The sequence below is a fragment of the Aequorivita sediminis genome (assembly GCF_032080575.2).
Taxonomy (GTDB): domain Bacteria; phylum Bacteroidota; class Bacteroidia; order Flavobacteriales; family Flavobacteriaceae; genus Aequorivita; species Aequorivita sediminis.
Genome location: NZ_JAVLSO020000001.1, coordinates 238,529 through 263,461, shown reverse-complemented (window position 1 = coordinate 263,461; position 24,933 = coordinate 238,529). Strand labels below are relative to the sequence as shown.

Annotated in this window: 27 protein-coding genes; 14 read left to right on the top strand and 13 right to left on the bottom strand. The window is 36.0% G+C overall.

The features are described 5' to 3' along the window. The first annotated feature begins 2 nt into the window (after positions 1-2). The 8 genes from RT250_RS01275 to RT250_RS01240 all read left to right on the top strand — a co-directional run bounded on the left by RT250_RS01275 (position 3) and on the right by RT250_RS01240 (position 7,612). Positions 3-1,355: a Na(+)-translocating NADH-quinone reductase subunit A gene (locus tag RT250_RS01275; RefSeq protein WP_313111403.1), complete on the top strand. Its 1,353-nt coding sequence runs from the start codon at positions 3-5 to the stop codon at positions 1,353-1,355. A gap of 35 nt (positions 1,356-1,390) precedes the next feature. Continuing rightward, positions 1,391-2,590 (top strand): NADH:ubiquinone reductase (Na(+)-transporting) subunit B, encoded by a 1,200-nt coding sequence (locus RT250_RS01270; RefSeq protein WP_313111401.1) that lies wholly within the window; start codon positions 1,391-1,393, stop codon positions 2,588-2,590. Positions 2,591-2,592: 2 nt separating this feature from the next. Next, positions 2,593-3,342 (top strand): Na(+)-translocating NADH-quinone reductase subunit C, encoded by a 750-nt coding sequence (locus tag RT250_RS01265; protein WP_313111399.1) that lies wholly within the window; start codon positions 2,593-2,595, stop codon positions 3,340-3,342. Between the two features lie 3 nt (positions 3,343-3,345). Continuing rightward, on the top strand, positions 3,346-3,990 hold the full coding sequence (locus tag RT250_RS01260; RefSeq protein WP_313111397.1) for an NADH:ubiquinone reductase (Na(+)-transporting) subunit D: 645 nt from the start codon (positions 3,346-3,348) through the stop codon (positions 3,988-3,990). A 73-nt stretch (positions 3,991-4,063) separates the two neighbouring features. Further along, positions 4,064-4,804, top strand: coding sequence for an NADH:ubiquinone reductase (Na(+)-transporting) subunit E (nqrE, locus tag RT250_RS01255; protein WP_313111395.1), 741 nt, complete (start codon positions 4,064-4,066; stop codon positions 4,802-4,804). A 1-nt stretch (position 4,805) separates the two neighbouring features. After that, positions 4,806-6,116, top strand: a complete 1,311-nt coding sequence (nqrF, locus tag RT250_RS01250) for an NADH:ubiquinone reductase (Na(+)-transporting) subunit F (RefSeq protein ID WP_313111393.1) — start codon at positions 4,806-4,808, stop codon at positions 6,114-6,116. Between the two features lie 89 nt (positions 6,117-6,205). Beyond that, entirely contained in the window at positions 6,206-6,568 is a 363-nt protein-coding gene (locus tag RT250_RS01245; RefSeq protein WP_313111391.1) for a DUF8840 domain-containing protein, read from the top strand. Positions 6,569-6,622: 54 nt separating this feature from the next. Then, positions 6,623-7,612 (top strand): FAD:protein FMN transferase, encoded by a 990-nt coding sequence (locus tag RT250_RS01240; RefSeq protein ID WP_313111390.1) that lies wholly within the window; start codon positions 6,623-6,625, stop codon positions 7,610-7,612. On the opposite strand, the gene RT250_RS01235 is transcribed toward RT250_RS01240, so the two are convergent. The 6 genes from RT250_RS01235 to RT250_RS01210 all read right to left on the bottom strand — a co-directional run bounded on the left by RT250_RS01235 (position 7,601) and on the right by RT250_RS01210 (position 12,669). Continuing rightward, a complete protein-coding gene (locus RT250_RS01235) occupies positions 7,601-8,365 on the bottom strand; it encodes a methyltransferase domain-containing protein (RefSeq protein WP_313111388.1) in 765 nt (254 codons plus the stop codon). The genes RT250_RS01240 and RT250_RS01235 overlap by 12 nt on opposite strands. 75 nt (positions 8,366-8,440) lie before the next feature. Beyond that, positions 8,441-9,247 carry a type I methionyl aminopeptidase gene (map, locus tag RT250_RS01230; protein ID WP_313111387.1) on the bottom strand — a complete coding sequence of 269 codons (807 nt, stop codon included), beginning with the start codon at positions 9,245-9,247 and terminating at the stop codon, positions 8,441-8,443. Between the two features lie 4 nt (positions 9,248-9,251). Next, a complete protein-coding gene (locus RT250_RS01225; RefSeq protein ID WP_313111385.1) occupies positions 9,252-9,659 on the bottom strand; it encodes a BT0820 family HAD-type phosphatase in 408 nt (135 codons plus the stop codon). 53 nt (positions 9,660-9,712) lie between these two features. Next, complete coding sequence (locus RT250_RS01220; RefSeq protein ID WP_313111383.1) at positions 9,713-10,303, bottom strand: thioredoxin family protein; 591 nt, start codon at positions 10,301-10,303, stop codon at positions 9,713-9,715. 35 nt (positions 10,304-10,338) lie between these two features. Further along, entirely contained in the window at positions 10,339-11,856 is a 1,518-nt protein-coding gene (gene gpmI / locus RT250_RS01215) for a 2,3-bisphosphoglycerate-independent phosphoglycerate mutase (RefSeq protein ID WP_313111381.1), read from the bottom strand. A 66-nt stretch (positions 11,857-11,922) separates the two neighbouring features. Then, positions 11,923-12,669 (bottom strand): M15 family metallopeptidase, encoded by a 747-nt coding sequence (locus RT250_RS01210; protein WP_313111379.1) that lies wholly within the window; start codon positions 12,667-12,669, stop codon positions 11,923-11,925. Positions 12,670-12,705: 36 nt separating this feature from the next. Here RT250_RS01210 and RT250_RS01205 point away from each other — a divergent pair, with 36 nt between their 5' ends. Further along, positions 12,706-13,143, top strand: a complete 438-nt coding sequence (locus RT250_RS01205) for a GNAT family N-acetyltransferase (RefSeq protein WP_313111378.1) — start codon at positions 12,706-12,708, stop codon at positions 13,141-13,143. Here RT250_RS01205 and pepE read toward each other — a convergent pair. Beyond that, positions 13,135-13,845, bottom strand: coding sequence for a dipeptidase PepE (gene pepE, locus RT250_RS01200; protein WP_313111377.1), 711 nt, complete (start codon positions 13,843-13,845; stop codon positions 13,135-13,137). The two genes, RT250_RS01205 and pepE, sit on opposite strands and share 9 nt — an antisense overlap. Positions 13,846-13,970: 125 nt before the next feature. Between pepE and RT250_RS01195 the strand changes: the two genes are divergently transcribed. The 5 genes from RT250_RS01195 (at position 13,971) to RT250_RS01175 (ending at position 18,761) form a co-directional block, all read left to right on the top strand. Further along, complete coding sequence (locus tag RT250_RS01195; RefSeq protein WP_313111376.1) at positions 13,971-14,789, top strand: BamP family beta-assembly machinery protein; 819 nt, start codon at positions 13,971-13,973, stop codon at positions 14,787-14,789. A gap of 169 nt (positions 14,790-14,958) precedes the next feature. Beyond that, complete coding sequence (locus tag RT250_RS01190) at positions 14,959-15,459, top strand: DUF6702 family protein (protein WP_313111375.1); 501 nt, start codon at positions 14,959-14,961, stop codon at positions 15,457-15,459. Positions 15,460-15,468: 9 nt separating this feature from the next. Beyond that, positions 15,469-17,772 (top strand): M1 family metallopeptidase, encoded by a 2,304-nt coding sequence (locus RT250_RS01185; RefSeq protein ID WP_313111374.1) that lies wholly within the window; start codon positions 15,469-15,471, stop codon positions 17,770-17,772. A gap of 128 nt (positions 17,773-17,900) precedes the next feature. Further along, positions 17,901-18,188, top strand: a complete 288-nt coding sequence (locus tag RT250_RS01180; protein WP_313111372.1) for a twin-arginine translocase TatA/TatE family subunit — start codon at positions 17,901-17,903, stop codon at positions 18,186-18,188. Beyond that, positions 18,189-18,761, top strand: a complete 573-nt coding sequence (locus tag RT250_RS01175; RefSeq protein ID WP_313111370.1) for a phosphatase PAP2 family protein — start codon at positions 18,189-18,191, stop codon at positions 18,759-18,761. On the opposite strand, the gene RT250_RS01170 is transcribed toward RT250_RS01175, so the two are convergent. The 6 genes from RT250_RS01170 to RT250_RS01145 form a co-directional block, all read right to left on the bottom strand. Further along, entirely contained in the window at positions 18,744-19,388 is a 645-nt protein-coding gene (locus RT250_RS01170) for an O-methyltransferase (protein ID WP_313111368.1), read from the bottom strand. The genes RT250_RS01175 and RT250_RS01170 overlap by 18 nt on opposite strands. Positions 19,389-19,423: 35 nt before the next feature. Then, entirely contained in the window at positions 19,424-20,509 is a 1,086-nt protein-coding gene (locus RT250_RS01165) for an amidohydrolase family protein (RefSeq protein WP_313111364.1), read from the bottom strand. 45 nt (positions 20,510-20,554) lie between these two features. After that, positions 20,555-21,340 carry an SDR family oxidoreductase gene (locus RT250_RS01160; RefSeq protein ID WP_313111362.1) on the bottom strand — a complete coding sequence of 262 codons (786 nt, stop codon included), beginning with the start codon at positions 21,338-21,340 and terminating at the stop codon, positions 20,555-20,557. A gap of 129 nt (positions 21,341-21,469) precedes the next feature. After that, positions 21,470-22,912, bottom strand: a complete 1,443-nt coding sequence (locus tag RT250_RS01155; protein WP_313111360.1) for an aldehyde dehydrogenase — start codon at positions 22,910-22,912, stop codon at positions 21,470-21,472. A gap of 111 nt (positions 22,913-23,023) precedes the next feature. Further along, the gene (locus RT250_RS01150; RefSeq protein ID WP_139855836.1) at positions 23,024-23,452 is read right to left on the bottom strand and encodes a RidA family protein; all 429 of its coding nucleotides are present in this window, start codon (positions 23,450-23,452) and stop codon (positions 23,024-23,026) included. 48 nt (positions 23,453-23,500) lie between these two features. Beyond that, on the bottom strand, positions 23,501-24,925 hold the full coding sequence (locus RT250_RS01145; RefSeq protein WP_313111356.1) for an FAD-dependent oxidoreductase: 1,425 nt from the start codon (positions 24,923-24,925) through the stop codon (positions 23,501-23,503). Positions 24,926-24,933: the final 8 nt, after the last annotated feature.

The window sequence follows — 24,933 nt, the reverse complement described above, 5'->3', positions numbered from 1 at the left end:
TTATGTCCAAAGACATTAAAATTAAAAAAGGTCTCACTATTAAGCTAAAGGGTGAAGCGGAAAAGACAATTTCTAGCGCACCAAGATCCAGAACTTTTTCTATAAAACCATCGGATTTTCATCTTATTGTCCCGAAAATGGTGTTAAGAGAAGGCGATAAGTTTCAAGCTGGTGACACCATTTTCTACTCAAAGAGTAACGAATCTATAAAATTTGTTTCACCTGTAAGTGGTACTCTTACTAAAATAGAGCGCGGTGCAAAACGTGTAATTACTAATCTTTTAATTGAAGCGGATACGCAGGATACTTATAAGGATTTTGGTGTTTTAAGCCCAGAATCTTCAAGTGCTGATGCTATTAAGGCTAGACTGCTGGAGTCTGGTTGCTGGCCATTTATTATGCAGCGCCCATATGCGGTTATTGCTAATACTGAGCAAGAGCCAGAAGCTATTTATGTTTCAGCAAATACTACTGCGCCTTTAGCAAACGATGTTGATTTTTCTTTAAATGGTAAAGAAAAAGAACTTCAAGCTGCTGTAACTGCTCTTAGTAAACTTACTAACGGCCAGTTGCATGTTGGTGTTGGTAAAAGTGGAAGTTCTCCTTTTAAAGGTTTAAAAGATATTACACTGCATACTGTGTCAGGACCGCATCCAGCTGGAAATGTGGGTACGTTAATAAATAAGATTCAGCCAGTTAATAAAGGTGAGGTTGTTTGGACTGTTGCGCCCCAAGATCTTGTGATTATTGGTGAGTTATTACTAACTGGTAAGTTTAACGCTGAAAGAACTATCGCTCTTTCAGGTTCAGAAGTGAAAGCTCCTAAATATTATAAAACTAAAATAGGTTCAGAGGTTTCTACGTTCTTATATGACTCTGGGCTGAACAGTGAGAACGTACGCGTTATTAGTGGTGATGTTCTTACTGGAACCAAAATTTCACCAAAAGGGCATTTAGGATATTACAGCAACACTGTATCTGTAATTCCAGAAGGCGATGACTACGAATTATTTGGTTGGAACAAGCCTGTTTTTGATAAAATATCTACTTCAAGAGCGTTAACATTTTCTTGGTTGATGCCAAATAAAGTTTACGATCTAGATACAAATACTAACGGAGAGCATAGGGCTTTTGTGATGACTGGTATCTATGAAGAAGTTTTTCCATTAGATATGTATCCATTACAAATGCTTAAGGCTTGTATGGTTAAAGATTTAGATCAAATGGAATCTATGGGAATGTATGAGGTAGCTCCAGAAGATTTTGCGCTTACAGAATTCGTTTGCGTAAGTAAGCAGCCACACCAACAGATTATTAGAAACGGTCTTGACATAATGTATAAAGAAATAGGATAATTATTCATTTTGAAGAAATGAAAAATACGTAGTATATGGGATTGAAACAGAATTTACATAAGCTAAAGGAAAAGTACAGAGGTACAAAAATGGCTCCTGCATTTAATGCGTTGCATACCTTCTTGTATATGCCGAATGAAACCACACATTCTGGTTCGCATGTTCGAGTAGTGGACGATTTAAAGCGAACTATGAATACGGTTATTATGGCGCTTGTTCCTTGTTTAATTTTCGGAATTTTTAACGCCGGATATCAGCATTATGCTGCTATAGATGGAACTTTGCGATTAGATCCTTTTGCTAACTTCTTTACTTGGGACAATTTCGCTCTAGGTGCTATGAAAGTGTTGCCATTGGTTATAATTTCATATGGAGTTGGTCTTTTAATTGAATTTATTTTTGCAATTATCAACAAACACGAAGTAGAAGAGGGATACTTGGTAACTGGTATGCTTGTACCTCTTATTGTTCCTATTGATATTCCACTTTGGATGCTTACAGTAGCAGTAATCTTTGGTGTTGTAATTGGTAAGGAGGTTTTTGGTGGAACAGGAATGAATATCCTAAACCCAGCGCTTACTATTCGTGCTTTTCTTTTCTTTGCATATCCAACTTGGATGAGTGGAGATAAAGTTTGGGTTCACGGTGCTAGAGAAATGGCTGGACAACCAGATGCTATTTCGGGAGAAACAATATTAGGTAGTTTAGCTCAAAATCAAGAACCTATTTATAGCATATGGGATAGTTTCTGGGGGTTTATACCAGGATCGGTAGGGGAAACTTCTACATTCTTAATACTATTAGGTGCGGCTTTCTTAATTTACACAAAAATTGGAAGCTGGAGAATTATGCTTTCAGCAGTTATTGGTGCCCTAGCCATGGGTCTTATCTTTAATGGTGTAGTAAATGCAGGTTGGATTCAAGAAGGGAATACTTTCTATGGATTAATGAGCGAAACATTCTGGCATCACCTTGTAATTGGTGGTCTAGCTTTCGGTATTGTTTATATGGCCACAGATCCAGTTACAGGTTCACAAACTAATTTAGGTAAATGGTATTACGGTTTCTTCATTGGGTTTATTTCGGTGCTAATTCGAGTATTTAACCCAGCTTATCCAGAAGGTGTGATGCTTGCAATATTGTTGATGAATGTATTTGCACCAACAATTGACCATTATGTGGTACAAGGAAATATTAAGAAGAGAATGAAACGTTTAAAAGCTAAAACAGCGTAATCATGTCAAAGAAAACAGATAAAAACTCATATACTATAATCTTTGCAGTGATTATGGTAATTGTAGTGGGATCACTTTTAGCCGGTGTTGCACAAGGGTTAAAAAGTAAAATAACACTGAATGAGCGTTTTGAAAAGATGCAAAACATTCTTTACGCTATGGGGGTTAATGGGAATGAAGGTGATGGTGATATCACATTTATTTCTACCGATAAAGTGGAAGAAGCATTTTCAAAATACATTACTAAGCAATTAGTAATTCAGGGTAAAGAAGTAACAGAAGACACAGAAGCGTATTTAATAGATATCAAACAAGAAGAAGCTAAAGCTAAAGACCCAAACTACAAGCGTAGACTTCCATTATTTGTGGGAGAAAAAGACGGTAAAACCCTATATGTTATACCTATGAGAGGAAAAGGTCTCTGGGATGCAATTTGGGGCTTCGTAGCTGTTGATAAATCTTTAGTAGTACAAGGCGTATTCTTTGACCACGCAGGAGAAACTCCTGGTTTAGGAGCTGAGATTAAGCAACGCTACTTTATGGACGACTTTACAGGTGAGCACATTTTAGATGGCGATGCCTTTAAAGGAATTACCGTTGCAAAAGGTAATAACGATCCTGTTAATGAAAATAAAACCGACAATAAGGTTGATGCTATTGCTGGAGCAACTATCACTGGTGATGGAGTAACAGCAATGATTAAAAAGGATATGAGAATGTACCTTCCTTATTTAAAATCTTTAAATCAATAAATTATGGGATTGCTATCAAAAAAAGACAGTAAGCTTATTCTAGATCCTTTAGCGGATAATAACCCTATTACAATTCAGGTTTTAGGAATTTGCTCTGCATTAGCTATTACAGCCCAACTTAAAGCCTCTATTGTAATGGCCATTTCGGTACTTGCAGTTATGGGAATTGGTAACGTGGTTATATCGTTAATGCGTAATGTTATACCTTCGAAAATTAGAATTATCGTTCAGTTGGTAGTAGTTGCCTCTTTGGTAATCATTGTAGATCAAGTTTTAAAAGCTTTTGCTTACTCGCTGAGTAAAGAACTATCAGTTTTTATTGGTCTTATTATTACTAATTGTATTATTATGGGACGATTTGAAGCTTTTGCTTTAGCAAATGGTCCTTGGCGATCATTCTTAGATGGAATCGGAAATGCTGCTGGTTATGGTCTTATACTTGTAATCGTCGGATTTTTTAGAGAATTACTTGGTTCTGGAACGCTTCTAGGATACCAAGTGCTTGGAGATCCAATTGCGCAAACAGGTCTTTATGCTATAGGGTACGAAAACAATGGGTTTATGCTGTTGTCGCCAATGGCTTTGATTATCGTAGGTTTAATCATCTGGGTACAACGCGCAAGAAACAAAGACTTAATAGAGGAATAACAAACTTGGCAGATGACGGTTGTAGTAGGTTCGCCTATTTATAATCGAAGCTGCAAACTCAATTACTGAACAAATGGAACACGTAGAGTTATTTTTTAAATCGATATTTATAGACAATATGGTATTTGCCACTTTCCTTGGAATGTGCTCTTACCTAGCGGTGTCTAAAAAAGTATCAACAGCTGTTGGTCTTGGTGCTGCGGTTATTTTCGTACTAGCAGTTACTGTACCTATAAACTGGCTTTTAGATCAATATATATTAAAGGATGGAGCTTTAGTTTGGTTAGGGGAAGAATATGCTTCTTATGACCTAAGTTTCTTATCATTTATTCTATTTATTGCAACCATTGCAACTATGGTTCAGCTGGTAGAGATCGTAGTTGAAAAGTTTTCACCTTCGCTATATAACTCTTTAGGTATTTTCTTACCACTTATTGCTGTAAACTGTGCAATTTTAGGAGGATCATTATTTATGCAATCTAGAGAAATTGAAACTTTAGGTTTGGCATTAAACTACGGAATTAGCTCAGGAATAGGTTGGTTTTTAGCTATTCTTGCAATTGCAGCAATTCGTGAAAAAATCCGTTACTCAAATGTTCCAGCACCATTAAGAGGTTTAGGAATTACATTTATTATTACTGGTTTAATGGCTATTGGATTTATGAGTTTCGGTGGGATGTTAACTGGTGGCGATGAGGATACTACTTCACTAGAAGGAAATCCTGAAAATTTAGGAATTCAAACTGAACAAATTCAAAACGAAAATACAGAGGCCGTGAAGACGGTTGAAGTTTCAACTATAACGAAGCAATAGTATGTTTTTAGCAGTAAGTACACTCGGAGTAATTATAGTAACAGTTGTAGCCTTTTTAGTGCTAACCTTGTTATTGGTTTCATTGTTACTCTTTACCAAACAAAAATTATCACCGTCGGGTCCTGTAAAAATCACTATCAACGACGAAAAGGTGATTGAAGTAGAAAGTGGTGGCACACTTCTAACTACTTTAAGTAACGAAAAAATATTCTTGCCATCTGCTTGTGGTGGTGGTGGAACTTGTATTCAATGTGAATGCCACGTATTATCTGGTGGTGGTGAAGCATTGCCTACAGAAACGCCTCACTTTACTCGTAAAGAGTTGCAAGAAGGTGCCCGTCTTTCTTGCCAAGTGAAAGTTAAGCAGGATATGAATATTTCAATTCCAGAAGAAATATTTGGAATTAAAAAATGGGATGCTACTGTTGTTAGAAACTATAACGTTGCATCTTTTATTAAAGAATTTGTAGTTGAAATCCCTGAGGATATGAACTATAAAGCTGGAGGGTATATTCAAATTGAAGTACCGCCTTGTGAGGTTAAATTCTCAGAAATGGATATTACGGCTCACCCAGAGGAGCACGATAGACCAGACAAATTTCAGGAGGAGTGGGACAAATTCAAACTCTGGCCATTAGTGATGAAAAATACTGAAACTATAGAAAGAGCCTACTCAATGGCTTCTTATCCAGCAGAAGGACGTGAGATTATGCTTAACGTTCGTATTGCAACTCCGCCATTCGACCGTGCAAAAGGTGGATGGATGGATGTTAATCCAGGTATCGCTTCATCGTATATTTTTAACTGTAAGGAAGGTGACAAAGTTGTTATTTCTGGTCCTTTCGGTGAATTCTTTATCAACCCTTCAGAAGCAGAAATGCTTTATGTAGGTGGTGGAGCTGGTATGGCACCAATGAGATCTCACCTATATCACTTATTTAAAACCTTGAAAACTGGACGTAAAGTTACCTATTGGTACGGTGGACGTTCTAAGAGGGAGCTTTTCTATCTAGATCACTTTAAAGAACTAGAAAACGAATTTCCAAACTTTAAGTTCTACTTAGCATTATCTGAACCATTAGAAGAAGATAATTGGAAAGTGAAAAAGGATATTCACGATGAAGAAGGAGATGGTTTCGTAGGGTTTATTCACCAAGTAGTTATTGACAATTACTTAAACCACCATGAAACTCCAGAGGATATCGAATTGTATTTCTGTGGTCCTCCATTGATGAACCAAGCTGTTCAAAAAATGGGTGAAGACTTCGGAATCCCAGATGAGAACATCCGTTTCGATGATTTCGGGGGTTAATAAACACATTAAACATTATAAAGCCGTTTCAATTTTGAAGCGGTTTTTTTTTATAACGTAATTCTATTTTCTTTAATTTTGAATTAATTATGGCCGAAGAACTTACAAAACAAGAACTACATAATCTTGCAATGAATATTGTAGGGAAACAATTGAAAGAAGACGGATTTGAATTTTTAGGGGTTAACTCAAAGCTTAAAAAGGATCCCCAGTTTGTCGCTTTAAGGAATAAAGAACTACATTTTATAATTGTAAGAGCTGTATCCTATCCTCAGGATGCTGCAGCATACGATCCTGTTTTTATGCAAACCATAAAAGAACACGCTTCTAAATTTGAAGCAAAAACTTACTATGCTGGAGTAGGCTTAGGGCATGGCAGTGATTACGGGAAGCCCGTTTTAAAAGACGAAGATTACACCCTTGTATATAAAGGATTACAAGAAATAATTTAAACCACCTTAACGCTATATACTTATCGTATGTTTCAATTTGTGAAATACATCGCATTGTCTTTTTTACTAGTATTAACTTCCTGTGATAAAAACAAAGAGACGCCAATCTACTTTCAGGGTGAAGCTTTTGGTACCACCTATAATATTCAGTTATATTCTGAAAAAGATTTTAATTTTAAAACCGGAATAGACTCTGTTATCGACGCCGTAAATCATTCAGTAAGCACTTATATTCCTGAAAGCGATATTTCAAAAATTAATCGCGGTGACTCTACTTTAGTTGTGGATGCTATCTTTAAAGAAGTGTTTGAAATTTCAGAGGATGTGAATAAAAAAACAAACGGTTATTTCGACCCAACAATAGGGGTACTGCGAAATGCTTATGGATTTGGTGATGTTAGACCTTTGAAAGTTTTCGATAGTACAACCTTAGATTCGCTTATGGACTATGTTGGATTTCATAAAGTGAAAATAAATACAAACGGGACAATATCTAAAGAATACCCTCAAATTTACTTCGATTTTAATGCTGTAGCTAAAGGTTTTGGAATTGATTGTATCGGCCGCTACTTAGAGTCCAAAGGAGTTAGTAATTACCTTATTGAATTAGGGGGTGAGATTCTTGCTAAGGGGCAGAACTTAAACAGTCAGCAAGATTGGATAGTAGGTATTGAAACTGTAGATTCCGAATTAAGTGATCGTTCTTATGAGGCTACTGTTAAACTTAAAAATATTGCCATGGCGTCTTCAGGGAATTACCGAAAGTTCAGAATAGATTCAGCATCTGGTAGGCGTTATGTACACACTTTAAATCCGTTAACAGGTTCAGCCGAAAAGAGTGATGTAACAAGCGCCACTGTACTTGCCGAAACTTGTGCTTTGGCAGATGCTTATGCCACCTCATTTATGGCTTTAGGTCTTGAAAAATCTAAAAATTTACTTGAAAACCTTCCAGGTGTAGAGGCTTATCTAACCTTCAATGATTCATTAAACAACCATCAGGTTTTTATTACCAAAGGTTTTAAAAGACAATTAGGAAATTAGTTTTCGGCAAACTGGAATTAATTCGCCTTTCGGAAGTTTGTACTTTTCAACCTCTGCAGAGGTTAACGTATTTGTGTAATTTACAGCTTCTACATTAAACCCAATGCTTTCTAGTTTTGTAAAGTAATCCATCCCGTAAACTCGCACATGGTCGTACTGTCCAAATATTTTTGCGCGTTCCTTAGGGTCTGTAATGCTATCGTCTTCAAAAGTAGTATCTAAATCGGCTTTGTAAGGCACCTGTAGAATCGCTGTGCCGCCAGGAGCTAGAATACGGTATAATTCCATCATAGCTTTAGTATCGTCAGGGATGTGCTCTAAAACGTGGTTGCAGATTATAAAATCAAATTCATTATCCTTAAAAGGTAAGTTGCAGATGTCTGCTTTTACATCGGCAATGGGAGAATTCAAATCTGTTGTTGTGTAATTTAGATTTTTCATTTTCCTGAATTTTTTATAGAAAGCTTGTTCTGGAGCAAAATGTAGGACTTTTATATTATCCGTGAAAAATCCTGTTTCATTTTTAAGATAAAGCCAAAACAGCCTATGTCTTTCCAAAGAAAGGGTTCCAGGAGAAAGTGCATTTTCACGAATAACTTCATATCCATACGGAAGAAACTTGCGGTAAGATTTTCCGTCAATTGGATCGGTGAATTTATTGCCCCTTAAGAAAAAAGCAAGAATCGGGCGTCCGATAATACTCAGCCTGATAAGCAAGGGTCGCGGTATAGTATTTAGGATTTTCTTGAACAAATTGTAAGGCTTGAACTCTTAAACTTTTGCACCTTGCGATTAAATATTAAAAGCATAGGTGCAAAGGCATTAAGTCTATAAGTTTCTGAATTCTTTTTCTTCGTCGCTAGTAATACCTAGCGCATCATAAATATAATCGAAGGTTGATAGTAATTCAGGTTTTCCATCTACAAGAGCTATATTATGTTCAAAATGAGCACTTGGTTGTCCGTCTAAAGTTACAATTGTCCAACCATCACTGAGTTGCTTTACTCTATGAGTTCCCATATTAATCATAGGCTCTAGCGCAATTGTCATTCCCTCTACAAATTTCTTTCCACGACCACGACGTCCATAATTTGGCATTTCTGGATCTTCGTGCATTTTACGACCAATGCCGTGACCTACAAGTTCACGAACTACACCATAATCATGTGCTTCACAGTAATTTTGAATTGCATATCCTACATCTCCTACACGATTTCCTTTTTTAAATTCGCGAATACCTATATAAAGAGACTCCTTAGTAACTTGTAAAAGTTTTTTTACTTCTGGTGAAACCTCACCTACTTCAAAAGTATATGCATGGTCCCCGTAAAATCCATTTTTTATTGCACCGCAATCGATAGCTACGATATCTCCTTCTTTTAAAGGTATATCAGTAGGAAGACCATGTACTACTGCTTCGTTTACACTGGTAAGTAAGGTTGAAGGACAGTCGTAAAGTCCTAGAAAACCTGGAATCGCATCTTGACTACGAATATATTCTTCAGCCATTTTGTTAAGCTGATTTGTGGTAACCCCTGGTTTTACCTCCTTTGCTAGCATTCCTAAAGTACGGGATACTACTAATGCACTTTCGCGCATTAATTCAATTTCTTCTCTTGTTTTTGGTATAATCATATATTTATTTCAAAAAGGAAAACCACCCTTTCTTTTTAGTGTATTTATTAGAAATAGGTTGTTCTCCCACTAATTCTTGGTAAATCTCTCCCCAACTTTTTAGTCCTCCAACATTTCTATCGTCAATAAAAATATCTGCGTTTATTTTTCGACTGTGAGTAGGGTTAAATTCCTCTTCGGGAAAGCTGTTGTTGACTGCGTAGAAAACAATACCATTATCCTTGCAAAACTGTACTGCCTCTTCCAATTCAGGGCCTTTTCTGTACGTCCACAATATAAGTCGATGACCTTTATCCTGTAGTTTCTTTAAGGTTTCAAAGGCAAAAATGATAGGTTTACCAATACGCGGATACTTATCCTCTACGATGGTTCCATCAAAATCTACAGCAATAGTTATTGTTTCTCCAATCATTTCAATTTTTTTCAAGCTGCAAAATTACGAAGAATTATACCGATGCTAAAGTTTTATTCGGCGTAAGCGTGCTTGTAATTTTTTCCACTCAATATTTTAAGCATATCTTTTTCAATTGTCTCAATTGGGTACTCTACAATTCGACCTAATTCAACACCATCCTTATAAAATATAAGGGTTGGAACGTTAATAATATTCTTTCCATCTTCCAATCCTTGAGGTGTAGTTTTTTCGTCATTGACATTTACTAGAGTAAGTTTAGATTCGTCAAAACCGGTGTCGTCTAGTATTTTATATAAATGTGGAACATCACGCTGGCTATCTTCACACCAAGTACCCATAAAAACGGAGATAGATACATCTTCAAGAAGTGGCTTTAACTCATTTGTAACCTCTGGAGCTGTTCTATAATGACTATAACCTAAATTATACCATTCTTTAAAAGGCTCCATTAGTAATCCTTGTCTGTTAGATTCTCCTAAAAGCATAACTGTGTCTTCATAGGGAACAGTGTCGTTAATTTTTTTATTACTGTTTTCTGTTGCCATTTCAATTGTGCTGTTTTCAAGTGAGTTTTTTTTGTCTTTTGAAGAATTACAGGCTACCAAAAGGGTAGCAGAGAGAATTAAAATTACTTTTTTCATAGTTAAGTTTGATGTTGATTTTTATATTATAAATTTTAAACTAAAGATTTCTGAGTCATTATTTCAGGTTGAGCTACACCCATAATATCTAAAATTGTTGGAGCTATATCACCTAAAATTCCATTTTTAACCGATTTTATATCCTCGTCAACAATGATGATTGGCACTGGGTTAATTGTGTGCGCTGTGTTTGGTGAGCCGTCAAGGTTTTGCATTGTTTCACTATTTCCGTGGTCGGCAATAATGATTGTTGTGTAATGACTTTTTAAAGCTTGGTTTACAATTGCTTTTACACAGTTGTCTACAGTTTCACAAGCTTTTATAGCTGCTTCAAAAACACCTGTATGTCCAACCATATCTGGGTTGGCGAAATTTAAACAAATAAACTCTGCGGTTTCATTTTCTATTTCTGGTAAAATCTTATCACGAATTTCATAAGCACTCATCTCAGGTTTTAAGTCGTAGGTAGCTACCATTGGCGAAGGACAAAGAATTCGTTTTTCACCTTCAAAAGGAACTTCTCTACCTCCTGAAAAGAAAAATGTTACATGCGGATACTTTTCAGTCTCTGCAATTCGAATTTGCTTTTTACCGGCTTTCTCTAATACTTCGCCTAGCGTATCAGTCAAGTTTTCTTTGTTGTATACAACTTTTATGTTTCCAAAAGAATCGTCGTAATTGGTAAGCGTTACAAAATACAATGGAAGCGTTTTCATTTCAAAGCTCTCGTGGTCCTTCTGAGTTAAAACTTCAGTGAGTTGTCTTCCTCTATCGGTTCTAAAATTGAAGAAAATAACTACGTCGTCTGCTTGTATAGTTGCAACTGGTTTACTTTCAGTGGTTGTCATTGTAATAGGCTCAAGAAATTCGTCTGTAATTCCTTCGGCATAACTTTCCTCAATACTTGATACTGCATTTTTTGAAGGTTTACCTTTGCCGAAGCACAACAAATCGTAAGCTTTTTTTACGCGCTCCCAGCGTTTGTCACGATCCATTGCAAAATAACGACCTATTACTGAGGCTAATTTTCCTCCAGTTTGTTCTAGGTGGTTTTCTAAATCTTCAATAAATCCTTTTCCTGAATGAGGGTCAACATCACGGCCATCGGTAAATGCGTGAACATACATGTTTTTTACTCCTTCTTTTTGGGCTGCTGACAGTAAGCCTTTTAAGTGTCCAATATGTGAGTGCACACCACCATCAGAAACTAAGCCTATGAAGTGTAAATTTCTATTATTCTTTTTTGCATACTCAAATGCTTTTTGAAGTTCAGGCTCTTGATTTAACTTTTGTTGTTCAACCGCCATGTTTATTTTGGCCAGGTCTTGATATACAATTCGTCCAGCTCCGAGATTCATGTGTCCTACTTCGCTATTACCCATTTGTCCGTCAGGAAGACCAACATTCATTCCATGAGTAAGTAGCTGTGCGTTTGGATACTTGTGGTAAAGAGAATCTATAAATGGTGTGTTGGCTTGAGCTATAGCAGATACCTCTGGATTCTGAGAAATGCCCCAACCGTCAAGAATCATTAAAAGGACTTTTTTATTCATTTTAAGATTTTTTGTTTGATAATATTAGTTTAAATACTGTAACAGTGAAACTGTTTATAAGCTTCCCTAAGGAAGTAATTTCGGATTTATATCTAAGATGTTTTCAGTGTAATACCTTTTGATAAAATCATCAGAAAAGTGTTCACTGCCTAAAAGCTCTTCTTCTGAAAGCATTTTCTTCACGTCAATCTTTTCCTTGTATTCTTTTAACATAGGTACAGATACTGGAGCATAACTAAAATGCCAAGGTTCATATTTAAAACCTTTTCGGTTTCCATTGTCAGTATAAACTTCATGAAAATCATATTTCTCTGCATTTTCATTAAGCCAAACTTTAAAGTCGCAATACGGCCCATTTCCATGAAAATTTTCAGGTTGTAAAACACTTGATGGCCGAGGGGCATTAGCATCAATAATATCTAAGTCGGTACCCCAATGATGGCGAGAAGTACCAGGGATGGTAGAATACTCAATAATTTTTTCGATTGCCTCCATAGGAGAGAGTCCCTTCGAGGTGAAGTTTCTATACTTCCTTTCAAAAATCTCTTTTTGACGCTGAAAACTGCGGTATGAAGAAACAACTTCTATATTAAAATTGTCTTTTGCGGCAGCTTCTTTCATTTTATTGAAAGCTTCCTTAGCAGATTTGTGCATCTTGGAGGTATAGCTTTCTCCTACAATATCAGGATTACCTTTACCAATAAGTTGATTTCGGGTAAATTCTTCTGAATAAATACTAAAAGAAAAATGCGGAAAAATAGCTAAGCTTAGACCTGCAAGACCAGAAATTTTAATAAATTCGTTACGCTTCATTATAGTAAATTATGAAGTTTTAAAATTACCATTATTTTGAAAGATAACGTTATTTCAATCCGCATTATTGAGTCTAAGAATATTTTAAGTATAGTTCCGCTATTACAGAAACTCGGAAATTACGCTGTTCCCGAAGACCTTATAAAAGAACGGTTGCTTGAAATGGCAGCGCAAAATTATGAGTGCCTAGGTATATTTGACGATCAAGTTTTAATAGGCACCTGCGGCTTGTGGTTTCAAACTCGGCATTATGCTGGCAAAAATGTGGAAATGGACCATGTTATTATCGACGATACCTATAGAGGAAAAGGCATAGGGGAGATGCTAACCAATTTCGTTACAGATTATGCAAAGAAAAAATCATGCAATTGGATAGAACTGAATAGTTATGTGCATAATTTTCCTTCGCATAAGTTTTTTTATAATCAAGGCTTTGTTGCAAAAGGCTATCATTTTGTCAAGGAGTTAAGCTAATTCAGAATTTAGAATTGTCCCGCTTGAAATTTCATACGGCTTCTTTCCTTGTTTAAACACGCGAGCATCTAAATCACCTTCTAAAATAATTTCATCCCCTTTTATACGTAACCAACTTCCTTCACGAAGTCCGACCACGGGAATGGTGTTTTGAGTGTGAAACTCTGCAATTCTTGTTTCTCGTGTTTCTCCCATATGTTTGCTAGTAGGGTCTGGGTCCAAATAATGCGGGTTTAAATTAAAAGGGATAACTCCCAATGTCTTAAACGATGGTGGATATACAATTGGCATATCGTTGGTGGTCTGCATAGACACCCCACAAATATTGCTCCCAGCACTTGTTCCCATATATGGCATTCCGTTAAAAATAGCTTCTCTAAGCGGTTGCATTACTTCGAACTTATATAGTGCGCTAACTAGTACAAATGTATTTCCGCCACCAGTGAAAATTCCTTTTGAATTATTAATTGCTGCTACAGGGTCTTTAAAAGTGTGAAGGCCGATTAATTTTTTTCCAATTTTATTAAATGCTTTAGCAGCCTTTTCAGTATAACTATCGTGGCTAATCCCACCAGGTCTAGCGTAGGGAATAAAAATAACTTCTTCAGTTTCCTTAAATAATTCTGCCATTTCATCTGTTATATAATCTAAATATTCACCACCGTAAACAGTGCTTGTACTAACTACTAAAAGGTTTTTCATTTTGAAGGATTTTTCTTGTCAGTTATAATATAATAAGAATGTTGACTTTTAAAACATGTAAATTTAACCATTGCGAATGGAAACTTTTAGTTTTCTTAGTCAAAACAAATCCGTATCTTTAATAGATGACAAAAAAACTACTTCTTCTACTTTTCATAATAGTAAGTCCCGTAATATTAGCACAGGAAATTGACCGTGTTAAAGTTTCTGGTAAACTTCACGTTCCCGAGGGTGAAGATGCCGAAGGTATATCAGTGTATAATATTTCCGCTCAAAATGGAACCATCACAAATACTGATGGAACTTTTGAAATTGAAATAGCAGAAAACGATAGAGTACAAATTACAGCATTGCAATATCAATCGTTTACAGTTGTAATAGATAAAGGGGTTGTTGATAGAAAAATTATGAATATTTTTCTTAATCCTGCAGTAAATCAATTAGAAGAGGTTGTAGTAAGACCTTATGATTTAACGGGGAATATTAATGTAGATGTCATGAAGATACCTACTTACAATGTGGCTAAAGATTGGGATTTGAGCTATATAGCCTTGGAGTATGGGTACAATTTTAAGCCTGATGATAAAACGGCTATTTCTGGAAATGCAGCCGAAGAAGCACTCCATAGTTATGCACTTAAAAATGGTGCCGATGTTTTAGCTATTTTGGGGGGAGTAGGGCAATTACTTTTTCCGAATGGAAAAAAGATTTCAGTTGTTGAAAAGCAAGAAAGAGATAATCTTATAAGTAATAACATACAACAGCGCTTTAGCAAAGAGTTTATAGAAGATAATTTTAATATTCCTCAACAAAAAACTGTAGATTTCTTGTTTTATGCACAAGAAAACGGCTTGGACAAGGATTTATTGAAGCCTGAAAACGAATTGCAATTAATGGACTTTCTTCTTGAAAAAAGTATAGAATATAAAAAACGGAGCGAGTAATTCTTCGGAGTTTTCACTAAATATCTTAAGTGAAAAAATATTTTTTAAATTACTTATCTGCACAGTTCTCAATTATCTATGCATAATTTAGACTAAAAAAAACAAAAAAATAATTAGTATTGTACTCTTAAGATTGTAATCTACAGATGTTTCGTCTTATGATTTGTATATGAAATACTTCAAAATTCTTATTCTATTAATTGCTTTTCCTTTAATGTCGGGTGTTCCGGTTCATAAGTTTTATGTAAGTATTACAAAAATTGAATATGCAAAACAGAAAAATTCTCTTCAGATAATAGCCAAAATCTTTACAGATGATCTTGAAGATGCACTACAACAGCGTTATAATTCCTCAATCTTATTAGGTGGAAAAAATGAATCGCCTAAAGTGGATGAGCTACTGAAAAAATACCTGTTTCAGAAAATAAATATTAAAGTAAACGGGAAGCCGGTAAAGCTTGAATATATTGGTAAAGAATATGATGTTGATATGGTCGTTTCCTATATTGAAGTAAAAGATATTAAAGAAATAAAGACGATTGAAATTGAAAATAAAGTACTAACCGAAACCTTTTCAGATCAGCAGAATATTATCCATTTAAAAACTCCCAAAAGCCGGCGAAGTTTAATTCTTGATAGGGATGAACCAAGTGGCTTATTAAACTATTAAACCTTTCGAATGAAATCAACTAACATTCTAATCCTCGCCGTATTATTCTTTTTCTCTGGACATGCATTTGCGCAAAATGAAGCAGAACCTGCTAAAAGGGAACAGGGCCATTACAACACCAATAGATTTAAGCAGCTCAATGAAGAGTTTGCCACACCAAATATGTTTAGAACTGCTAGTGGTGCTCCTGGTCCACATTACTATCAACAGCAAGCAGACTATATTATGGATATTGAGCTTGACGATGAAAACAAGAGGATTAGCGGGTATGAAACGATAACCTACAGTAATAATTCCCCCGACGTTTTGGAGTACCTGTGGGTGCAACTCGATCAAAACGTGAGAGCAAAAGACTCGAAGTCACCTTTAATTGAGCCTTCAGGCGTTTCTCCTGCAAATATGCCTTCGACTTTTGTTGAAAATTATATGACCGAAGCTTTTGATGGTGGGTTTAATATACTAGAAGTAAAAGACGCAAAAGGAAATGCATTGACATATACTATTAATCGTACAATGATGCGTATTGATATGCCTCAAGCCTTAAAACCAGGAGAAAAGTTTGAATTTTCTATTAAGTGGTGGTATAATATTAACGACTATATGGTTGTCGGTGGGCGAAGTGGTTACGAAACATTTGAAGATGGAAATCGCGGATATGTAATCGCTCAGTTTTATCCAAGAATGGCTGTATATAATGATGTAGAAGGATGGCAAAATAGCCAGTTCTGGGGAAGAGATGAATTTGCATTGCCATTTGGAAATTTTGAAGTGAATATTACTGTTCCTGCAGATCATATTTTGGATGCAACAGGAAACCTTCAAAACAGAAAGGATGTTTTTACTAAAGATATGTTGAAGCGTTATGAAGAAGCTCAAAAATCTTTTGATAAACCGGTCTTGATTGTAACACAAGAAGAAGCTGAGGCGGCTTCAAAAGGATTTTCTAAAGCAAAGAAAACCTGGAAGTTTAAAGCTGAAAATGTACGTGATTATGCTTTTGCAACTTCAAGAAAGTATATGTGGGATATGATGGCGGTTAAAATGGGAACAGGCTCTGTAAAGGCAGTTTCGTTATACCCACCAGAATCCAATCCACTTTGGGGTGATTGGTCAACTCTTGCGGTTGCTAGTACTTTAAAAACTTTTTCACGAATGACTTTTGACTATCCGTATCCAAAAGCTATTTCGGTAAGTGCTGAAAATCAAGGGATGGAATATCCTATGATATGCTGGAATTATGGAAGACCTGAAAAGGATGGCACAGTAAGAGAGCGTATTAAGTTTGGAATGATAAGCGTAATTATTCACGAGGTTGGACACAACTATTTCCCAATGATTGTAAATAGTGATGAACGCCAATGGACATGGATGGACGAAGGTTTAAACACTTTTACGCAATACGTTGCGGAGCAAGATTTTGGCGAATCATACCCAGACGCTATAGCGCCACATAAAAAGTATCCGTCGCGTCGCGGTCCAGCAAAAAACATCGTAGATTATATGGCTGGTGATCAAAGTCAGTTAGCCCCAATAATGACTAAAGGATTGAATGTTTATAGTTTTGGAGCCAATGCATATGGAAAGCCAGCTACAGCATTAAATATTCTTCGAGAAACTGTAATGGGACGTGAGCTTTTTGATTTTGCATTTAAAACCTATGCTAATCGATGGATGTTTAAGCACCCTACTCCTGAAGATTTCTTTAGAACAATGGAAGATGCTTCGGCTGTAGATTTAGATTGGTATTGGAGAGAATGGTTTTACACCACCAACTATGTAGATTTGGGAGTAAAAGATGTAAAGAGGTATCACGTAACCTCTAAAATGACTAAAGAGGTTAAAGAAATTATTGCAGAACGTGGTATTCTTGAAACCGAAATTCCCGCAATGGTATATATGGTCGCTGAAGATAGCGAGGATTACGAAGCAAGTATGAAAACTGCTAATATTAATGATGTTCAGCCATTAAAGGATTATATTGAAGAAAATATTCCAGTAGAGGAAAGACCAAGTTTAAAAAACCCGAAGTACTTTCATGAAATAACTTTTGAAAAGCTAGGAGGTATTCCGATGCCTATATTAGTTAAATACACTTATAGCGATGGAACTTCAGAACGAATTACATATCCTGCTCAAATTTGGAGAAAGAATGATGGCTACGTAAGTAAAGTTATTGCATCAGAAAAAGAAATTGTAAGAGTTGAAGTAGATCCAGAGGAAGAAACTGCAGATATTGATACATCTAACAATGTTTGGCCAAGACAAAAGGAGCTTGGAGCTTTTGAGAAGTTTAAAAATAATTCTAAAAAGTAATAACTCAATACTAAATTAAGAGCCTCCCTTCTGTGTTAAAAAATATAGAAGGGAGTTTTTGTATACTCATATTATAAAAACTCTTTACTCATCACAATTAACTCATAACTCATTAGTATATTTGCAGCATGATTTTACAGGCTTATTTTCTTTTCATTAGCGGTGCCGAAATAGGATTTATTCTATTCATCATTCTTTTGGTTTTTGGTGCCGACAAAGTTCCAGAGATTGCAAGGGGATTAGGGAAGGCTATGCGTCAAGTTAAAGATGCTACAAACGATATAAAATCTGAAATCACCAAAAGTGCCGAAAAGCAAGGTATCGATGTTGATATTACTAAGGACGTTCGCAAAGAAATTGATAAAGTTAAAGATGAGGTCGATGAAATAACGGGCCCAATTAAACGAAAGTTCTAGATGTTTGAAAGCCTTAAGCAATGGGATAGAGACCTTTTTGTTTTTTTAAACGGTCTTGGAGGTGAAGCTTTTGATTCGTTTTGGCTTTTTACCACACGAATTGAAATTTGGATACCTCTTTTTATTTTCTTTGTATACTTAATTTTTTATTATTACAAAGGTCGAAAGGCATTGGTCACTTTAACTTTTTTAATAATAACATTTGCGGTTACCTACTTATTCACTCTAATTGTAAAAGACTATGTGGGGCGTTTAAGGCCTAATAATGTGAAGGCCTTTGCAGAATTGATCCGAATTCTTCAAGAACCCAACAGCTATAGTTTTTTCTCAGGCCATGCTTCGTCCAGCTTTGCAATAACAACTTTTGTAGTATTGATGTTACGCAACTACACAAAATGGATTTACTTAGCTTATATATGGCCAATAATTTTTGTGTTAAGTCGAATATTTGTTGGTGTTCATTACCCAAGCGACATCTTTGTTGGCGCCATAGTAGGAATTGTATTCGCTTTTGTTTTTCACAATTTGTGTAAAAAAGTAATAGAAAAAGAATCTTTATTTCTTCACTCGTGAAATCGTCAATCCATCGCGAATAGGTAGAAGAACAGTCTCTAGTCTTGGATGTGTATTTAAAGCTTGATTGTATTGTAGAAGCGCTTGTGTATCGATATCGTCTTTCTTTACTTTTTCAACTACTTTTCCACTCCAAAGTACATTGTCGCTTAAAATAACAGAACCTTTTTTTAGTTTAGGAAGAATAATTTCAAGATAGTTGGGATAGTTGCTTTTATCGGCATCAATAAAAACTAGGTCGAAAATTTTATCGAATTCTGGGATAATCTCCAAAGCATTTCCTAAATGCTGAACTATTTGATTCCCATAAGCAGATTTATCAAAATACTTACGTTGAAAATCGAATAACTCTTCATTAATATCTATAGTATGAAGCTCCCCATTTTCTTGCATTCCTTCGGCTAGGCACAGCGCAGAGTAACCTGTATAAGTCCCAACTTCAAGAATATTCTTTGGCTGTATCAATTTAGATAACATACTTAAAATACGACCTTGTAAATGCCCGCTTAGCATTCTTGGCGCAAGTACTTTTTGCCAAGTTTCACGACTTAACCTTTGTAGTAATTCAGGTTCTGGTTGTGAATGGCTTTCAATGTAATCGTTTATTTTAGCAGGAAGGAAATCCATTTTTTATAGATGTAAAATTGTAGTTATTAATTTGATTATTCACCAAGAATACGCTTAACAAGTTTTTCTTTAGCAGTTTCATCATCGCCACATAGCCATTGAATTACATTGTCCTCCCACATAGCATCGGCCTCTGTTTGGGTAATAATCTTGCGGTCTAAGGCAAGATCTAATATTTTTCCAGGATATGATGATTGTGGAGCACTTTCCATTTCTCCCAAAGGGTATGGATCGTCAAGTCCTACTAAAACTTGTTTTGCACCTTGATTTTTAACTACCAACTCTAATGATCCTGTATCGTGTACAAGCGTATCGAAGAAGATATTTTTGTGTCCTACAGCTTTTCTAGGGTGTGTTTTTCCTTCAAATAAGTCTGGGCGACCATCAAAACCTTGTATTCTTCTACCTAGGTTTATTTGAGCTAATTGTCCTCCGTGTGCGAAACAGGTACGCATACCAGGGTATTTGTCGGCATAGCCATTTAGCGTTAAAAAGTGATAAGCATCGGCGCATTGTGCCAACATCCAGATAAGGTGAAAACGCCAAGCTGTATTTTCTAATTTTATGAATTTTTCACCATCATAAGGATGGATTTCTACAGCTAAATTATATTTTGAAGCAAGCTCAAATATCGGTTCATTTTCCTCGTCAAAAATACAGCGCCATGTACCGATAGAATCCATATAGTGGGTAGGTAAACACAAAAGTTGCATCCCTAACTCTTCAACACAACGCTCTATCTCCCACAAAGCACCTCTTACGAATCCAGGGTGAACAACAAACCCACAGGTAAATTTTGAAGGATTGTTGTGTTGCACTTTAGCGTTGAAATCGTTTTGAAAACGAAGTGCTTTTTTCATTTCTTCAACGCGCAAACCGTTTCCATAAAGTTGTGAAAGATTTAGTACCACAGCGTGGTCTATCTTAAAACGCTCCATCCATTCTAGCTTTTCATTTAAAAAGAAACTAGAGTCTGTAACAGGGCGACTCCAATCTTTTTGAAGCATAAACTTTCTGTCTTTATCTACCCAAAAAATTCCCTTGTCCTGCATAAATTGAGGAATTTCTTCTGGATAGGGTAGAAGGTGAGAATGGCCATTAATGCGGAGTTTTCGTTTCATATCATTTCACTATATTATAGAGTAATAATTATTTTGAATTTAAATTTACAAACTTTTGGTTCGTCCACCATCTACCGGAAGGTTAATCCCATTAATGTAGCTAGCAGCTTCACTCGATAAAAAAGCTACCGCATTTGCAATTTCACCAGGTTGTGCAAAACGTCTTGCTGGTACAAGATTTTTCATAGTCTCGGCAGCTTCTTTTTCTGTCTTGTTCATTCTTTTAGCAGCATTTGCTACTATATCCTCTAGTCTATCTGTAGCGGTAAATCCTGGGAGAACGTTGTTTACAGTTATTCCGAATTGCCCTAACTCATTTGCCATTGTTTTACTCCAGCTTGCTACAGCTCCGCGAATGGTATTACTTACTCCCAGATTATCAATAGGTTGTTTTACAGAAGTTGAAATAATATTTATTATTCTACCATAATCCGCTTCTTTCATTCCTGGCACAACGGCCTGAGCTAAAATCTGATTGCATATTACGTGCATTGAAAATGCTTTTTCAAATTCATCAGGTTCTGCTGAAAAAATAGGGCCGCCCTTTGGTCCACCCGTATTATTCACCAAAATGTGAAAAATCTTGTTTGAAACAGCAACTTCTACCTTGTCTTTTAATTGCTGCGGATTTGTAAAATCTGCAACAAAATAATTGTGCTTCTGACCTTTGTCATGTGGAAGCTCTATTAATGTTTCTTTTAATTTTACTTGATCTCTTGCAACTAATGTAACTGTAGCTCCAAGTTTAGCCAATTGTATTGCAGTTGCCCTTCCTATGCCTGCAGTACTTCCGCAGACTAATGCATTTTTATTTGTTAAGTCCATATTCATATCTATTTATCAAAGCGAGTGCAGTCGTAACCATTTCAATAGTCTTTCAACTTTTACAAGGCACTTCAACTGCGCTCGAGGAAAATTTATTTTATTTTTTTAGGTTCAATATTTATTTCGTATTCAACTTCATTCGTATCTAATACATACATTCTTTGCTTCAGTGAAAAACCTCAAAGCTTCAAATCCGCCTTCACGTCCCACACCGCTGTCCTTTACACCACCAAATGGAGTTCTTAAATCACGGTTAAGCCATGTGTTAACCCAAACTATTCCCGCTTCAATCTGTTTAGAAATTCGCATGGTTCGATTTAAGTCTGAAGTCCATAAAGTAGAAGATAAGCCATATTTAACTGAGTTTGCCATATTTAACACTTCTTCTTCAGTATCAAATGGCATAATGGTTACCACAGGCCCAAAAATTTCTTCTTGGTTTACACGACAATTATTGTCGAAAACCTCAATAATTGTAGGTTCTAAATAATATCCTTTTTCAAAACCTCTCACTTTAACTCGACTTCCACCGAAAAGTATTTCACCACCTTCTTCCTTAGCAAGTTTAATGTAAGATTCTACTTTTTCTAAATGAGGCTTGGAAACCAAAGCACCTATGTTGGTTTCAGCTTCATATGGATTTCCAACTTTTAGTTGTTTTACTTTTTCAACAAAGTCTTTTTTAAATTTTTCAAAAATTGGTCTTTCAACAAATATCCTACTTCCACATAAGCAAATTTGACCTTGGTTCGCAAACGATGAGCGGACAGTAACTTCTAGCATTTTCTCATAATCGCAATCTGCAAAGATGAGGTTTGGGTTTTTCCCACCTAATTCTAACGACAATTTCTTGAACATTGGAGCGGCAGTACGAGCAATATGTTCGCCAGTCTTTGTGCCCCCGGTAAATGAAATTGCTTTAATGTTTTTATGGGTTACTATTACTTCTCCGGCAGAAGGACCTAAGCCGTGAACAATGTTTAGAACACCTTTCGGTAGCCCAGCTTCTGTACAAATTTTTCCTAATAGGAAAGCGGTCATTGGAGTTACTTCACTTGGCTTAGCAACTACAGTGTTTCCTGCAGCAATTGCAGGTGCAATTTTCCATGAAAACAAATATAATGGTAAATTCCAAGGTGAAATGCAGCCTACAACTCCAAGAGGCTGACGAAGCGTGAAATTCATAGTATTTAACCCAACACTTTCATGAGCATCGCTTGAAAACTGGGTAATAGCATTTCCAAAAAACCTAAAATTTGATGATGCTCTTGGGATGTCAACAGACAACGCTAGACTTAATGGCTTCCCATTATCTTTTGCTTCAGCTTCGGCTAGATCAACTAAATTTTCTTCAATTAAATCTGCAATCCTTAAAAGAATACGACTACGTGCGTCGATAGTTGTATTACTCCATTTAGGAAAAGCTTCTTTAGCGGCTTGATATGCAATTTCTATATCGTCCTGATTGGAATTTGCAATTTGAGAATACACTTCTCCGTTGGAAGGATTATAATTATCCAACCATTGTTTTGAAAGTGGCTCAACGTATTCGCCGTTAATATAGTTTAGAATTTTCAATGTTAATTTATTTTCAATTTTATCCTGTTCCCTCAGTATAACTTTAAATAGAACAAAGCAATTTCTTATAACCTACCTGTAGGTTTACGACAACATTTAGTAGTTCTCTACTTAGCTTTTAACGGGCTTATACGCCATAGCCTTAATCTCGATCACTAAATGTGGGTGTGGTAATTGATGAACTGCAACGGTTGTACGCGTTGGTCCGGTTTCTTTGTTGAAATATTCAGAATATACCTGATTATAACCGCCAAAGTCATTCATATTTACCAGAAAAGTAGTGATATCAACCACATCGGCCATTGTTGCACCTTCTGTTGCTAAATAATCTTTTATATTTTCTAATACAGCACGAGTTTGCTCTTTAATATCGAAATGCATGGTGCCCATTTCGTCAATTTTATTTACCCCTGCAAAAGTATTGTCTGGCAAACGTGAGCTTGTGCCACTGATAAAAATAAAGTCTCCTACGCGTTTAACGTGTGGATATGCACCTCTTGGGGTTGCTTTTCCTTCAACTAACTTGCTACTGTTTCCCATTGTTTATTTTTTATTGAATTGTTTCTTTAACATCAAATAATGATGTTTTTAATATTTTAAATAATCAGCTTTCTCTTTTGTGTTGAGAATAACTTGTGTTTGTTTTCGTACTACTTCAAGCTTTTCTTTTAACGACATTGTTTCAGGAAGTTTTTCTTCGTGAATCAGTTCTAAAATAGCATTGTCTTGTGCCCTTCCTAACCTTTTAGCTTCAGAATATGGAATATTTTCGTTAAAGGTAACTAAAGAATATTTGCTGTAATACTCACCAGGGAATTCGGTTTCGAATGCTGTTTCAAGTTTTCTTTTCTTTTGAAAGATTTCCATTCCAGTATGCGCTTTCATTTCATCGAAATTGTCTACTGCAAGTTCGCCAATAGCATCGGCATCTTTTTTACGGACTTGTTCATATTCATTGAAAATGGTTCCCCAAGATGAGTCTCCTGTAGATAAACCATCTTTAAATTGATTTAAAATTTCGTCAAAAACTGCTACATCTTCAAAACTAGCATTCATTCCTTGGCCGTAAAATGGAACCATTGCGTGTGCTGCATCTCCCATCAATAAAATCTTCCCTTCGCGTTGCCAAGGGTCACATCTTACAGTTCCCATAGAACCAGTTGGATTTGCAAAAAAGGTTTCGGTAAGGTTAGGAATTAATTCCAACACATCAGGAAACTCCTTTTTGAAATATTCTTTTACTTTTTCAGGAGTAGTAAGGTTTTCAAAACAATAATCACTGTTTTTATACGGAAGAAACAAGGTTACAGTAAAACTTCCATCTAAATTTGGTAGCGCAATAAGCATGTCTTCACCACGTGGCCAAATATGAAGTGCATTTTTATAGGCTTTATAACCATTGTTTTCAGCAGCAGGAATTTCAAGTTCTTTATATCCGTGTCCCAACCATTGTTGTGAAATGTTTAAAAGAAATTCCTTGTCGTTTACCATGCTAGATCTTACAACAGATCCAGCACCGTCAGTTCCAAAAATTACATCTGCGGTATATGTAGTTAATTCGCCTGTTTCAAAATCTTCAAAAGTCGCAGAAGGAGTCTTGTGATCTACCTCCACGCAAGAATGATTGAAGATTATTTTCAGGTTTGGCATTTTTTCAGCTTCATTTAGTAAAAGCTTATTCAAGCCTGGGCGAGAAACTGAATTGATATATTCATCATCTCTTCCGCTATAAGGGCTTAAAAATGTTTTACCATTTTTCTCGTGAATCATTCTTCCCGACATTGGGATTAATAGTTCTTTGGCGGCTTCTTCAACACCTGCCAATCGCAAACCGCGTAATCCGCGATCACTTAAGGCTAAATTTATAGAGCGACCAGCATCAAGTGTTACTTTTCGTAAATCGGGTCGTTTTTCTACTAAGGTTATATTAAAACCGTGTTGCGCTAAACGTAAAGCTAAAAGGCTTCCGCAGAGACCAGCTCCTATTATTAAGATATTGTGGTTTTTGCTCATTTTAAAAA

Excerpts from the sequence above, each read along its gene's own strand:
- RT250_RS01275 (WP_313111403.1), top strand. The coding sequence starts at position 3 with ATGTCCAAAGACATTAAAATTAAAAAAGGTCTCACTATTAAGCTAAAG.
- RT250_RS01270 (WP_313111401.1), top strand. The coding sequence starts at position 1,391 with ATGGGATTGAAACAGAATTTACATAAGCTAAAGGAAAAGTACAGAGGT.
- RT250_RS01265 (WP_313111399.1), top strand. The coding sequence starts at position 2,593 with ATGTCAAAGAAAACAGATAAAAACTCATATACTATAATCTTTGCAGTG.
- RT250_RS01260 (WP_313111397.1), top strand. The coding sequence starts at position 3,346 with ATGGGATTGCTATCAAAAAAAGACAGTAAGCTTATTCTAGATCCTTTA.
- nqrE (WP_313111395.1), top strand. The coding sequence starts at position 4,064 with ATGGAACACGTAGAGTTATTTTTTAAATCGATATTTATAGACAATATG.
- nqrF (WP_313111393.1), top strand. The coding sequence starts at position 4,806 with ATGTTTTTAGCAGTAAGTACACTCGGAGTAATTATAGTAACAGTTGTA.
- RT250_RS01245 (WP_313111391.1), top strand. The coding sequence starts at position 6,206 with ATGGCCGAAGAACTTACAAAACAAGAACTACATAATCTTGCAATGAAT.
- map (WP_313111387.1), bottom strand. The coding sequence starts at position 9,247 with ATGATTATACCAAAAACAAGAGAAGAAATTGAATTAATGCGCGAAAGT.
- RT250_RS01225 (WP_313111385.1), bottom strand. The coding sequence starts at position 9,659 with ATGATTGGAGAAACAATAACTATTGCTGTAGATTTTGATGGAACCATC.
- RT250_RS01220 (WP_313111383.1), bottom strand. The coding sequence starts at position 10,303 with ATGAAAAAAGTAATTTTAATTCTCTCTGCTACCCTTTTGGTAGCCTGT.
- gpmI (WP_313111381.1), bottom strand. The coding sequence starts at position 11,856 with ATGAATAAAAAAGTCCTTTTAATGATTCTTGACGGTTGGGGCATTTCT.
- RT250_RS01210 (WP_313111379.1), bottom strand. The coding sequence starts at position 12,669 with ATGAAGCGTAACGAATTTATTAAAATTTCTGGTCTTGCAGGTCTAAGC.
- pepE (WP_313111377.1), bottom strand. The coding sequence starts at position 13,845 with ATGAAAAACCTTTTAGTAGTTAGTACAAGCACTGTTTACGGTGGTGAA.
- RT250_RS01195 (WP_313111376.1), top strand. The coding sequence starts at position 13,971 with ATGACAAAAAAACTACTTCTTCTACTTTTCATAATAGTAAGTCCCGTA.
- RT250_RS01190 (WP_313111375.1), top strand. The coding sequence starts at position 14,959 with ATGAAATACTTCAAAATTCTTATTCTATTAATTGCTTTTCCTTTAATG.
- RT250_RS01185 (WP_313111374.1), top strand. The coding sequence starts at position 15,469 with ATGAAATCAACTAACATTCTAATCCTCGCCGTATTATTCTTTTTCTCT.
- RT250_RS01180 (WP_313111372.1), top strand. The coding sequence starts at position 17,901 with ATGATTTTACAGGCTTATTTTCTTTTCATTAGCGGTGCCGAAATAGGA.
- RT250_RS01175 (WP_313111370.1), top strand. The coding sequence starts at position 18,189 with ATGTTTGAAAGCCTTAAGCAATGGGATAGAGACCTTTTTGTTTTTTTA.
- RT250_RS01170 (WP_313111368.1), bottom strand. The coding sequence starts at position 19,388 with ATGGATTTCCTTCCTGCTAAAATAAACGATTACATTGAAAGCCATTCA.
- RT250_RS01165 (WP_313111364.1), bottom strand. The coding sequence starts at position 20,509 with ATGAAACGAAAACTCCGCATTAATGGCCATTCTCACCTTCTACCCTAT.
- RT250_RS01160 (WP_313111362.1), bottom strand. The coding sequence starts at position 21,340 with ATGAATATGGACTTAACAAATAAAAATGCATTAGTCTGCGGAAGTACT.
- RT250_RS01150 (WP_139855836.1), bottom strand. The coding sequence starts at position 23,452 with ATGGGAAACAGTAGCAAGTTAGTTGAAGGAAAAGCAACCCCAAGAGGT.
- RT250_RS01145 (WP_313111356.1), bottom strand. The coding sequence starts at position 24,925 with ATGAGCAAAAACCACAATATCTTAATAATAGGAGCTGGTCTCTGCGGA.